The 12,478-nt window shown below is 49.4% G+C and carries 15 protein-coding genes and 1 tRNA gene; 14 read left to right on the top strand and 2 right to left on the bottom strand.

Going from position 1 to position 12,478, the window contains the following annotated elements:
- The first annotated feature begins 4 nt into the window (after nt 1-4).
- The 8 genes from rimI to ACSSVF_RS01245 all read left to right on the top strand — a co-directional run bounded on the left by rimI (nt 5) and on the right by ACSSVF_RS01245 (nt 6,534).
- Entirely contained in the window at nt 5-466 is a 462-nt protein-coding gene (rimI, locus tag ACSSVF_RS01280; protein ID WP_492404854.1) for a ribosomal protein S18-alanine N-acetyltransferase, read from the top strand.
- A 40-nt stretch (nt 467-506) separates the two neighbouring features.
- A complete protein-coding gene (locus ACSSVF_RS01275; protein WP_492404852.1) occupies nt 507-1,184 on the top strand; it encodes a uracil-DNA glycosylase family protein in 678 nt (225 codons plus the stop codon).
- An 83-nt stretch (nt 1,185-1,267) separates the two neighbouring features.
- Nucleotides 1,268-1,861, top strand: a complete 594-nt coding sequence (locus ACSSVF_RS01270; protein WP_442585607.1) for a LemA family protein — start codon at nt 1,268-1,270, stop codon at nt 1,859-1,861.
- 6 nt (nt 1,862-1,867) lie between these two features.
- Nucleotides 1,868-2,746 (top strand): TPM domain-containing protein, encoded by an 879-nt coding sequence (locus ACSSVF_RS01265; protein WP_492404849.1) that lies wholly within the window; start codon nt 1,868-1,870, stop codon nt 2,744-2,746.
- Entirely contained in the window at nt 2,746-3,255 is a 510-nt protein-coding gene (locus tag ACSSVF_RS01260; RefSeq protein ID WP_492404848.1) for a TPM domain-containing protein, read from the top strand. Before ACSSVF_RS01265 ends, ACSSVF_RS01260 begins: the two co-directional genes overlap by 1 nt.
- A 19-nt stretch (nt 3,256-3,274) precedes the next feature.
- Nucleotides 3,275-3,871, top strand: a complete 597-nt coding sequence (locus ACSSVF_RS01255; RefSeq protein ID WP_492404846.1) for a hypothetical protein — start codon at nt 3,275-3,277, stop codon at nt 3,869-3,871.
- Between the two features lie 256 nt (nt 3,872-4,127).
- The gene (locus tag ACSSVF_RS01250) at nt 4,128-5,837 is read left to right on the top strand and encodes a proline--tRNA ligase (RefSeq protein ID WP_492404845.1); all 1,710 of its coding nucleotides are present in this window, start codon (nt 4,128-4,130) and stop codon (nt 5,835-5,837) included.
- 94 nt (nt 5,838-5,931) lie between these two features.
- Nucleotides 5,932-6,534 carry a lytic transglycosylase domain-containing protein gene (locus ACSSVF_RS01245; protein ID WP_492406285.1) on the top strand — a complete coding sequence of 201 codons (603 nt, stop codon included), beginning with the start codon at nt 5,932-5,934 and terminating at the stop codon, nt 6,532-6,534.
- 62 nt (nt 6,535-6,596) lie between these two features.
- Here the strand turns inward: ACSSVF_RS01245 and ACSSVF_RS01240 are convergent, their stop codons facing one another.
- Both ACSSVF_RS01240 and queA read right to left on the bottom strand, forming a co-directional pair.
- Entirely contained in the window at nt 6,597-7,469 is an 873-nt protein-coding gene (locus ACSSVF_RS01240) for a hypothetical protein (RefSeq protein ID WP_492404843.1), read from the bottom strand.
- 76 nt (nt 7,470-7,545) lie between these two features.
- On the bottom strand, nt 7,546-8,586 hold the full coding sequence (queA, locus tag ACSSVF_RS01235) for a tRNA preQ1(34) S-adenosylmethionine ribosyltransferase-isomerase QueA (RefSeq protein ID WP_492404842.1): 1,041 nt from the start codon (nt 8,584-8,586) through the stop codon (nt 7,546-7,548).
- Between the two features lie 53 nt (nt 8,587-8,639).
- Between queA and ACSSVF_RS01230 the strand changes: the two genes are divergently transcribed.
- The 6 genes from ACSSVF_RS01230 (at nt 8,640) to ACSSVF_RS01205 (ending at nt 12,478) form a co-directional block, all read left to right on the top strand.
- Nucleotides 8,640-8,724: transfer RNA gene (locus ACSSVF_RS01230), tRNA-Leu, on the top strand.
- A 165-nt stretch (nt 8,725-8,889) separates the two neighbouring features.
- Entirely contained in the window at nt 8,890-10,107 is a 1,218-nt protein-coding gene (locus ACSSVF_RS01225) for a tyrosine-type recombinase/integrase (RefSeq protein WP_492404840.1), read from the top strand.
- Between the two features lie 216 nt (nt 10,108-10,323).
- Entirely contained in the window at nt 10,324-10,491 is a 168-nt protein-coding gene (locus ACSSVF_RS01220; RefSeq protein ID WP_492404839.1) for a hypothetical protein, read from the top strand.
- Nucleotides 10,492-10,566: 75 nt separating this feature from the next.
- Nucleotides 10,567-11,313: a hypothetical protein gene (locus ACSSVF_RS01215; RefSeq protein ID WP_492404837.1), complete on the top strand. Its 747-nt coding sequence runs from the start codon at nt 10,567-10,569 to the stop codon at nt 11,311-11,313.
- Between the two features lie 97 nt (nt 11,314-11,410).
- Complete coding sequence (locus tag ACSSVF_RS01210; RefSeq protein ID WP_492404835.1) at nt 11,411-12,151, top strand: hypothetical protein; 741 nt, start codon at nt 11,411-11,413, stop codon at nt 12,149-12,151.
- Between the two features lie 123 nt (nt 12,152-12,274).
- On the top strand, nt 12,275-12,478 hold the full coding sequence (locus ACSSVF_RS01205) for a helix-turn-helix transcriptional regulator (RefSeq protein ID WP_492404833.1): 204 nt from the start codon (nt 12,275-12,277) through the stop codon (nt 12,476-12,478).

Raw genomic sequence — 12,478 nt, 5'->3', positions numbered from 1 at the left:
GATCATGAGTGCACTACCTCAGCATCAGCCACAATTCCGCGTGATGTCTTATGAAGACCTGATCGCCATTTGCCGTATTGAGCCGACTATCTATAGTCACCCATGGACCTACGGTAATTTCAAGGATTCACTAGACTCTGGTTACGGTGCCTGGGTCATGGAAATGTCAGGTGAGATTGTAGGTTATGCGCTGGTGATGATGGTGCTGGATGAAGCGCATCTGCTGAATATCAGCGTCAGCCAGCATTATCAGGGGCAAGGTTTAGGGCGCGCATTGCTCGCACAGATGATAGAAGTCTCGAGGCGAAGGCTTGCGACTAACATGTTTCTGGAAGTGCGCGCGAGCAATACGAAAGCAATTGGTTTGTACGAGACGATGGGCTTTTGTGAAATGGGTATCCGTCGCCATTATTATCCAACCAAACAGGGGCGTGAAGACGCCGTGTTGATGGGAGTCGCTTTATGAAGAACAGCCGTGTGAATAGAATGATGGCCTGGGGCATTGCATGAGCCTGGTGCGCGAAGACATGCTGCGCGAACTAGAGTTGTTGCCCGTCTGGCGTTTGCGCGCCCCGCTAGCGGCAATTCCCCTGCCCGAGACTGTCGCGCTGGCTACGCCAGTAGCTGAACCCTCCTTAGAAAAGGCTGTGGATGAGCCGCACGTAGCCGTAGTCGCTGAGCCCGTCATCAACAAGCCTGTAATTACTGAGCCTGCTATCCCACAGCTTGCTATCCCTGAGCCAGTGATTGCTTCACCACTGGTTGAAGAAATCGCTGCCCAGCAATTAACCACGACTGAAATTCTGCCCGAGCAAGTAAGTGCAGGCGCATTGGTTACATCGCCCTGGCTTTTATTGTCTCCGCAAACTAGTGATGCCGCTGCACAGCAGTTGTTGCAAAACATTGTACAAGCTCTGAAATTGCCGCCTGAAGCATTACATATCTCTCACGAAGATGTGAAGTTCACGCAGGTGCAAAGCCGCTTTTGCATCCTGTTCGGCCTGCAAACCGCTAATCGTTTTCTGGGAACCGATCATACTGAAATTGCTTCTGTCAGAGGCCAATTGCAAACACAAGCAGGCCTGACTTATGTGATCACCCACCATCCGCAGGCCATGCTCGAGAATCCTTTACTAAAAAAACAGGTCTGGCATGATTTGTGTCTGCTACTCGCAGAACAATAAGATTGCAGAAATATAAAACCGGGCTGGTTGAAGCACTGTGCCTAGCCCCCATATAAATGACATCCATTTGAGAGGAATATCTGATGCGTCAAATTTTCAAGATTGTGCTGTTGGCCGGGGTGTTGACCCTGTCCGGCTGTGGTTATAACCAGTTTCAATCCCTGGATGAAGAAGCCAAGGCGAGCTGGGCAGAAGTGCTGAACCAGTACCAACGCCGTGCCGACCTGGTGCCTAACCTGGTTTCTACCGTGAAAGGCTATGCCAACCATGAAGAAAAAGTGCTGACCGAAGTGACCGAAGCACGCGCCAAAGTGGGTAGCATGCAAGTGACGCCGGAATTGCTGAATGACCCGGAAGCATTTGCGAAATTCCAGGCGGCGCAAGGCCAGTTAACCAGTGCCCTGTCGCGTTTGATGGTGGTCTCTGAAAACTATCCTAACCTGAAAGCCGATGCCAGCTTCCGCGATCTGCAGGCGCAACTGGAAGGCACCGAGAACCGCGTGACCGTAGCGCGTAACCGCTATATCGAAGCAGTAAAACAATACAACGTGACGGTGCGTAGCTTCCCGAACAACCTGACCGCCATGATGTTTAACTACCAGCCAAAACCATCCTTTACTGTAGAAAATGAAAAAGCGATTTCATCTGCACCAAAAGTAGATTTTGGCGACAAGTAATTGTTCATGCGATTGAAGGCTATGGGGGCGGTCTGGCTGCGCACGCTGCTGATTTGCGGCTTGCTGCTGGCAGGCATGGATAGCCATGCCGCCAAAGGGCTGGTCGATATTCCACCGCTCAGCACTGCTGTCACTGATCTGACGCAGACACTTTCGGCGGAAGAGCAAACTGCGCTGAACGAGAAACTCTCGCAATTTTCACAGCAGACAGGCTCGCAGATTGCTGTATTGCTAGTGCCGACCACGCAGCCGGAAGATATTGCACAATTCGGCATCCGCCTGGCGGAAGCCTGGAAAATCGGTCGCGAAAAGCAGGATGATGGCGTGATCGTGATCGTGGCCAAACAAGACCGGAAAATGCGTATCGAGGTCGGCTATGGTCTTGAAGGCGCCATCCCCGATGCGGTCGCAAAACGCATTATTGCCGAACAGCTCACGCCCGCATTCAAGCAGGGCCAGTTTTACCAGGGCCTGCACGTTGCGACAGACACGCTGATTCAATTGATACAAGGCGAACAATTGCCCGCGCCAGCCAAAGGCCAAGCGGCAGCAGGGCAGCAGGGCCTGATGCACTGGCTGCCTATCCTGATGTTTGCTGCTATTTTCCTCGGCGCTATTTTGCGTGGCATGCTGGGCTCGTTTTTTGGCAGTGCCCTGACGGGCGGCGCGCTTGCTGTACTGGCGGGTTTCCTGGGCGCAACGCTGTTGATCATGGGCCTGGTCGGCTTGGCGGCGTTTATATTCACCTTAGCGATGGGTGGTGGCCAGGGCGGCTTGCCTATAGGCGGTTTCCCCGGTGGCTTTGGGGGCGGAGGCGGCGGCCGCGATATATTCAGTGGCGGTGGCGGCGGTTTTGGTGGCGGTGGCGCGTCAGGAGATTGGTAATGAAACCCGTACATCCTTTCAGGCGTTTTTTCCGGCATCTCACCAGCCACCCATGGCAGGTCAGGCGCCATTTCTCGCAGGATGCCTTGCAACAGATTGAACAGGCAATCGCGGCGAGTGAGCATCTGCACGCTGGCGAAGTGCGCGTCGTCATTGAGTCAGGTTTGCCGCTGTCCTGTATTTTGCAACGCATGTCGCCGCGGCAACGGGCGATACAACTGTTCGGCCAGCTGAATATCTGGGATACTGAGCACAACAACGGCGTGCTGATCTACCTCATGTTGGCGGACAAAGATGTAGAAATCGTCGCCGACCGTGGCATACACAGACATGTGCGTGAGCAGGGCTGGCAGCAGATTTGCCAGCAAATGGAAGGGATGTTCAGGAGTGGGCAGTTTGAAGAAGGCGTCACACACGGCATTACTGCGATTGGCCAGCACCTGGCCGCACATTTTCCTCCCGAAGCGACGCCGCGCAACGAGCTCTGCAATCACGTGCTGGTGCTCTAGTGTTTTGCTGGCCTGGAGCATGATCGCCCAGGCTGATCTTAAAGAGATACATCGCATTTACCACAGCCAACCCAGCCTGGACGCATTTGAAATCTGCCAGGGTGGCGGCTGTACCCAGTCTGATCAATTGCGACTGACCGCGCCCGAATGGGATAACGTACTGCAACTTTTTAGCCCTCAGGCTGAAAACGCTGAACAGGAACGTCGCCAGATCGCCGAAGCCATCGGCATGCTCGAAGATATCATAGGCACTAAGATAGGCACCACCGCAGACCGTGCTGGCACGTTTGGTAACCGCGATTACCTGCACCAGCAAGACTGTAACGATGAGGCGATCAACAGCACGACCTATATGCGACTGATGCAGCAGACTGGCCTGATACGCTGGCACACCATTTTAGATACACGTACCCGCAAATTCTTCTTTACCGGCTGGCCACATACCGCAGCGGTGATTCGTGAAAATGACACCCAGGCCGAGTTTGCTGTGGATAGCTGGTTTTACGACAACGGCCATGCCGCGACCATTGTGCCGATGGCGCAATGGAAAGACGGCTATATTCCGCAAGATAGCCCTATCAATGACCGTGAATCAAGCCAGCAAGGCGCAGAGTAAATAGCTGCGTGCGTATCGCCCAGTAAATAGGTTTAAAACAGTACTGGTTTTTCCAGATACTGCTTCGCCGTACTTAAGCATTGTTCCAGGCTGTGGGTTTGGATCGGAGGGAGCATGGTCTGGGTTTAGGCATTCCATCTGTCTCGCACTGCATCCCGCCTGATCACAAATTCCGCGTTTCCCTAGCTATTTGCTGACTGTCATCGCAATTAAGGCTAAAATTCGGCCTTTAGAATTCTGTTAGAACTCCATTCCTATGCGCGCCTCACAATTTTTCATTGCTACCCAAAAAGAAGCTCCTTCAGATGCCGAACTGATCAGCCACAAACTGATGGTCAGGGCCGGGCTGATCAAAAAACTGGGTAGTGGTTTGTATAGCTGGATGCCGCTGGGTTTACGCGTGTTGCGCAAAGTGGAGAATATCGTCCGCGATGAGATGAATAAAGCCGGTGCGCTAGAGTTATTAATGCCTGCGGTGCAACCCAAAGAACTATGGGAAGAAACCGGCCGCTGGGCGGTATTTGGCCCGCAAATGCTGAAAATCCAGGACCGGCACGAACGCGATTTCTGCTTTGGCCCAACACATGAAGAAGTGATTACTGACATCGCGCGTAAAGAAATTAGCAGCTACAAACAGTTGCCGCTGAATTTTTACCAGGTACAGACCAAGTTCCGTGATGAGATCCGCCCACGTTTTGGCGTGATGCGCGCCCGCGAATTTTTGATGAAAGATGCTTATTCTTTCCACACTAGCGTTGATTGCCTGGTGAATACCTACAATGGCATGCACACGGCTTACAGCAATGTGTTTACGCGCCTTGGCCTTAAATTCCGTGCCGTGAAAGCCGATTCCGGTGCGATTGGAGGCGATGGTTCGCAGGAGTTCCATGTGCTGGCGGATAGCGGTGAAGATGCGTTGGCTTACTGTGAGCAATCCGATTATGCGGCCAACGTCGAGATGGCGGAGGGGATCGCCAATAGTAGCCGTCCAGCGGCGGCTGAAGCCATGCGTGAAGTGGATACGCCCAAACAGACTACTTGTGAAGATGTGGCGAAATTACTGGAAATACCAGTGACCAAAACCGTGAAATCGGTGGCGTTGATGGTGGATGAAGTATTCACTCTGGCCTTGTTGCGCGGCGACCATCAGTTGAACGAAGTGAAGTTTGGCAAAGTGGACGGGGTGCAGGACTTCCGCCTGGCGACAGAAGAAGAGATTCGCGCGAATCTAAACTGCCCACCTGGCTTTATCGGCCCGGTCGGTGTCAATGCCAGCGTGCGTGTGATTGCCGATAGATCCGTCGCAGTGCTAAGCGATTTTGTCTGCGGTGCCAATAAGCCGAAATTCCATTTGGCAGGCGTTAATTTTGGCCGTGATTTACCAGAACCCGCAATCGTTGCCGATATCCGCAATGTGGTGGAAGGCGATATCAGCCCGGATGGTAAAGGCACGCTGAGCTTGTGTCGTGGCATTGAAGTCGGCCATATTTTCCAGTTGCGTACCAAGTATTCCGAGGCGATGCAGGCGACTTATCTTGACGAAAACGGTCAGTCGCAAGTGATGGAAATGGGCTGTTATGGCATAGGTGTGTCGCGTATCGTCGGTGCGGCGATCGAGCAGGGCCATGATGATAAAGGCATTATCTTCCCACGCAGCATGGCGCCGTTTGATGTGGTGATCTGCCCGATAGGCCTGGATAAAAGTGACGCAGTGAAACAGGCGGCATTTGATCTTTACCAGCAGCTGCAGCAAGCCGGGGTGGATGTATTGCTGGATGACAGGGGCGAGCGCCCGGGTGTGATGTTTGCCGAAAGCGATTTGCTGGGTATCCCTCACCGTATCGTGATTGGTGACCGTGGTCTGGCTGAGGGGCAAGTGGAATATAAAGGCCGCACTGATACTGAGGCACAAAACTTGCAAGTAGCTGACAGCGTTGCGTTTTTACGTGACAAACTTGGTCAGTAACTGGAAGCGTTTAGTCATTCTGTTTGGCGTCTGAACCGTTTCTGAAATAGATAGAATAGGTAAGATGAACAAAGCATATGTTTTACCTTCTGCGATGGTGTTGGTCGGCCAGTTGTTGTGGTCGACGATGACTTTTGCCGGTAACCAGAAAGAAGAGCCCCTAGCCAACAGCGTTAAATCGCTGATGCAGAAATCTGTCAGCGACCTGGCAGCCCCTCGCTTGTTGTTTGACACCGAGCAGACTGCGCAGCAATGGTTGCAGGAGATGTCGGTCAGGCTGGCAAAACGCATGCCGGATATACAATACCGGGAAGACTTCCTGAAATCTGTGCACTATGAAGCAACCCGTGCAGGCCTGGATCCGCAACTGGTACTGGGCTTGATACAGGTGGAAAGTGGTTTCAAAAAATATGCACTTTCCAGTGTCGGCGCGCGTGGCTATATGCAGGTGATGCCATTCTGGGTGAAAAGCATAGGCGCCAACGAACATAACCTGTTCGATATGCGCTTGAATCTGCGTTACGGCTGCACTATTTTGCGGCATTACCTGGATATCGAGCGCGGGGACTATTACCGCGCGTTGGGACGCTATAACGGTAGCCTGGGCAAACCGGAATACCCTAATCTGGTGGTGGGTGCTTGGCGCAATCACTGGCATTATGATTCACCGTTAACACTGAATGTCGCCAGCCAGTAAGCACTGGCTTGAGCAATAAAAAACCGCGCAATTGCGCGGTTTTTTATTGCAGGATAAATGCTTTATTTAACGACCTTGAATCCGTAATAAGTGCCGAATTCGCCTTCGTTCTCGTGATACACGAACAACATGCCGTTGCTGTAACCAGCACCATTAAAATGGTTATGAGAACGTAGTTTCATGGTTTTTGGCAATGCACTTTTACCGACATATTGCCCGGTCAGGTCAAAAATCAATACTGCTTTATGGTCCACGTCGAGCAAAGCCAGCTCATTGCCTGCCACACCGGTAAAGCCAATAAAATGGTCGCTGACATCATCGTAAGCCACTTGCGCTTTGCTGAAATCCAGTTTGATTTCTTTTAGCTTTTCGCGCTGCTTGGCATCCACCACAAACACCAGGTTGCCATGTTCCTGTTTGGCATAGTAGTGATTGGTCGCCGCGTCGTAACTGGGCATGGTGCCTGCGTCGCCAAAGGCCGGGTTAAACTGGGAAATATCACTTGAACTGGTGAGTACTTCACCCTTGTCGTTCACTTCCAGGCTGTAGATGCCTGTGTTAGGTGAAAAACCGGCTGCGGTGGAAATGTTATAAGTGATGGTTTCCAGTTTTGCAGAGTTGGCGTTGTAATACAGCGAGCGGTTATCAAAACCGGGCTTGGCGGAATTCACATATTGGCCACTGGCTGTGTACGCATGCACTTCCGATTTTGAAATCGGCGCTTCAAACTCCGTGCCCATAGGCGCCAGCCCACCATCCGCAATGTAGTAATGCTGGTTGCCCGGTAAATAAGCCACCGTCATCGGGCGGGTGGTGGGTTTTTTTACCAGCGGGATTTTAATGCCGACTTCGGCTTCTGGCAGGATTTCCGCCTGGCTGGTGAGCGACAGGCATAGCAGTGCCAGTCCGCCCAGTGTGTGTGTATTGAATTGCATATCTCCGTGATCCTGTTTTATAAGTGTTGTATAGACGCTATTTTAAGCGGCAAGTTTTTGTTTTTTCTGCGCAATTTTATTTATTTTGTGATGGTGCACGGGTGATCAGCATGGCATCCCCGTAACTGAAGAATCGGTAAGATTCTTGAATGGCATGCGCATAAGCACGCTTGAGCAAATCGTAGCCGCCAAACGCAGAAACCAGCATCATCAAAGTGCTTTTGGGCAGGTGGAAATTGGTGATCAGCCGGTCTACCAATTGGAACTCAAATCCGGGCGTGATGAAAATATCGGTTTCGCCATGGTGCGCAAACAATTTATCTGCCCGCGCGGCGCTTTCCAGCGTGCGTAAAGAAGTCGTACCGACTGCAGTCACGCGTTTGCCTGCTGATCTGGCTTGCAGGATTGCGGCGATGGTTTCTTCCGGCAGGTGATACACCTCGCTATGCATGTGATGCTCGGCAATATTGTCCACCTTGACCGGTTGAAAAGTACCCGCGCCCACATGCAAAGTTACGTAGCGCACATGCACCCCTTTTGCTGTGAGGGTGCTCAGCAAGGCTTCATCAAAATGCAACCCTGCTGTCGGCGCCGCGACAGCGCCTGCATGCTTGGCAAATACGGTCTGGTAACGCGTGTCATCTGCAGCATCAGCCGCATGCTCAATATAAGGAGGCAACGGTAATTGACCATGGCGCTCCAGAAAGTCATACCAGGATGCATCGCCTAACAGGCGGATATGAAACATATCTGCATGACGCCCCAGCACCTCTGCCTGGTAGCCATCGGCCAGATGCAGTAGCCCGCCAGCCTTAGGCGAGCGTGAAGATTTGATTTGCGCGTAAGCCTCCTGTGACTCAAATACGCGGTCTATCATCACCTCAATATTTCCGCCTGTAGCCTTTTGCCCAAACAGCCGCGCCTTAATTACTTTGGTATCGTTCAGCACCAATACGTCACCGGCTTCAAAATGTTCACCGATCCGGCGGAAAAAATTGTCTTGAATCGACTCGGTCATCGCATCGACCTCCAGCAGGCGGCTTTCGGAACGATCAGGGAGCGGATGTTGTGCAATCAGGTGTGGCGGGAGATAAAAATCGAAATCTAGAGTTCTCATAAATCAAAATTATGGTTATAATAGCTGTCTTGATGTCCTACATTATATCCCATGCCGGGATGGCGGAACTGGTAGACGCACTGGACTCAAAATCCAGCGCCGCAAGGCGTGCCGGTTCGATTCCGGCTCCCGGCACCATAATATAATCCAAAGCAGTCTAAAGCAATCCAAAAAAAGCCTTAAATCAATGACTTAAGGCCTTTTTTACGTCTATAGCAGTCCAAAGTAGTGCATTAGCATCCACAATTATTTAGGGGTAACATATGGGGTAACAAAACTTACCCCAGCAGGAGTTACCCCTAAATGGCACTCACAGATACTGCTTTAAGAAACGCAAAACCTACCGATAAGCCATACAAGCTTTATGATGAGCGTGGCCTGTATCTGATCGTAAACCCTAATGGGGGTAAATGGTGGCGGCTGAAGTACCGTTTAGACGGCAAAGAAAAGACAATATCACTCGGCACTTACCCCGAGGTTACCCTGGCTCAGGCCCGAGGTAAGCGTGACGATGCTCGTTCATTGGTAGCCGGTAATACAGATCCAAGCCATCACAGAAAAGAAACAAAGATTCAGGCCAGGCTAGATGCGCAAAACACCTTTGAATCTGTCGCCACTGAGTGGCATGCCCTTCATAATAAAACCAAGTCTGAGCGTCACCGGCAACGTGTGCAGCGCTGGCTAGAGTTCTATCTATATCCGACCCTCGGCAATAAAACAGTTTCAAGCATAACAGCCCCGATGGTATTAGATACCACCAGCGTATTGCAGAAGCAGGGGAAGCTGGAAACTGCGCACAGAGTTATTCAAACTGCTGGCCAAGTATTCCGTTATGCCATCCAAAAAGGGTTTGCAACATACAACCCAGCACCTGATCTCAAAGGTGCATTACCTCCGCCAGTTGTTAAGAACATGGCGGTCATGATCGAGCCCAAAGACGTTGCCCAGTTATTGCGAAGCATAGATGCCTACCGTGGCACGCTGACTGTGCAATGTGCCCTTAAACTTGCCCCTTTGTTATTTCAGCGGATCGGTGAGTTGCGGCATATGAAGTGGGCTGACTTGGATTTTGATAATAATGAGTGGCGCTACCTGGTCACTAAAACCAAAACACAGCACATTGTTCCGTTATCCAGGCAAGCACTGGAAATCATTAAAGCCATGCAGCCATTCTCAGGTAATGGCCTGTTTGTTTTCCCTGGTGGCCGTACTCATGAGCGGCCAATGAGTGAGAATGCCATCAATGCTGCGCTACGTAATATGGGCTATGACACCCAGTCAGAGATTACCGGCCACGGCTTCAGGGCGATAGCGCAAACATTAGGCGAACAGGAACTAGGGTTAGATCCCAAACACATAGAGCGCCAGCTTGCCCACTCAGTGGCCAACCCCCTGGGCACTGCTTATGAGCGGGCACAGTTTCTTAAAGATCGTAAAATAATGATGCAGCGCTGGGCTGATTATCTGGATGAACTCAAGGCTGGGGCAAAAATAATTCCGCTAGGGGATAGGGTGGCTTAGTCCGTCCCGTGTTTTTTTGTTGGGGATTCTGGGGATTTTGGGGATATTTCAATCTAACCCTTATGTAGCCTAGATCCTTTAGTCCCAAAAATTGGCATTTATGCACTTAATAAACTGGGGATGTCCCCAAAAATAGGCTGAAAATTGGCGCATTAAATCTCCTGCATGCACCAGAGCAACCGTGATTTTGTAAAAAAGTATAGCTGAGGTAATCACATGCCAAAACGTAAGGACACCAAAATTCAAGACTTCGAGATCGAGTTTGTATCCATTGGCCAACCAGATCCTGTTGTCGCTGCAAAAGCAATATTGCCTTTAATACTTGAGCTATGGAATAAAAAACTGGAAAGGGACAATACCGTTACTCATGCGGCTCATGAGTAAGCGGCCGTGCTGGTTTAATCTTGGCGGATAACCAGCACAGCCTAACCACAACGCAAGACTATTTGGAGTTGCATTATGGATGCTCAGCAAAATACCACACCTTTTCCTGGTGTAGTTTTAATGAAAAGTAATTGTTTATTACAGTACTCGGGATCTAAACAGAATTTGGTGGCCTGTGGGTTACTTAAAGATAAATACTTCCCTGGTGAGCAAGGCAATAAAGTTACTGTTAATCAAATTGAAGGTAAGGAAATATCCAAAACAGGATTTTCACCTGCAGAGTTCAGGAGAATAAGGATCATAAGGCATGATGGGAAAAGTAAATTATTCCATGTAGCGGCATATTTTGTGTGGCAGATTGTCCGCGAAAACGAGAAGGCAATGAAAATTCATGAAGCTAAGAAGAAAGCAATGGAGCTGGCTTTAATGTGGATAAATTCTCTGCCGACTAGTGAGCTTAATTTTAAAAAACGTACAGCTCGTTATTTAGATGGCATCCATAAAATCGAAGAGAGCATAGTTTTTAAACGAGGTGGGTATTCTATGACTAAACAAGCTATTGATAAATATAATGCTGCCGTAGCCGCTTTAGTTGATGTGGCATTGAATAGTAGCCTCATTTTCTCTGAGGATGATCACATAAAAGAGCGGCTTAATTTGACACAACAGGCATTTGATAGGCACTTAGCAACCTATTGTGAGGAATCCGAAAGAGAGAAACAGTTTAAAATATTTAAATCAGAGGTAGAAAGCCAGCTAGATTTGGCCGCTTTATCAGGGAGTATTAAAGATTGCTCAAAGATTGATAGCTTAGTAGCTTAAACAGTTTAGCTACCCCTAGTCCGGCCAGACAAAAAGCGGGAAACCTTCACCCGCCTGGGGTGGCTTCCTTATTGAAGGTGCACTTCGAAGGGGTGCTATGAAAGCTGAGAAAGCTTCAAAGCCGGATTACCTGGCTGATCTATTTTGGTTGATCTGCCATTTAATGCGTGAGCGTCAGAAACTAGATAAACGTAGTGAAGCGTTTTTTATCGATGTTAGATTGAAAACCTTCTGGCAAATGGCATCCAAATACTTGTTACAAATCAATACTTCATTGCGAGATGATGCAGCCGGTTTTTTGGTTGGTTCATTCATAAATCCGTTAGGTATGTATTCAGCGACAGGCACGGTGGATAGGCCAACAATAAAAGTGAATATAAGAAATGCTCAGAAAAAAGCCGATAAACTGTTTGATGAAATAGCTGATTTGGCAGAGCAGCTGGCTGATAGATTGGAGCTTGTTGAAAGTACAACAAAGTATTCTCCATGCGAGCTGCATTTAATCGATCTTCTTGAGCCTCTCCTGGGTGACAACCCTATTAATGAGGATATTAGCTATAGACGTATACGAACTGTCCAAGTGATTGATTTACTTGCAGCTACATTTCGTGATTATCCACGAACAGATACTATTTTCTCTGAGGTCCCAGGTATGTCTAGTCAAAAATCTAGCTGGCGTGATTGGCTGGCAGAGGTTCGTCATAATCTTGAGCTTATGCTTGATACCTATCCAGGTGACTTTGAGATGAAGGAGGTTTATTGGGTTAACTTAGTAAATGTCTTAATTGATGAAAATATAGGTAGGACTTCAGTGCAGGCGGCATTAAAAGATCATTAGCAATTGATAGGATTTCCTATCCAGTATTTGAAAAAATAACTCGTTTTTAATAATCTGATAAACATTAAAAATTAGCTCCACATGCACCGCAATGGGCATGTTTAGACAAAAGGAGCTAATTGAATGAGTAATGAAATCCCTAAAACAGGCTTCGTGCGCCTGCCAACGATCCTAAGTGTAATTCCCGTTTGCCGATCTTCATGGTGGAATGGTGTTAAATCCGGGAAGTATCCAAAGCCAGTCAAGTTATCAGCCAATACAACTGCTTGGAAAGCAGAAGACATCCATACATTGATCGCTAGGCTTTCAGCAGAAAGTGAGGCATAA

This window comes from Methylophilus sp. E2MeOHC9 (assembly GCF_058744375.1).
This window is presented reverse-complemented; position numbering and strand designations above follow the sequence as displayed.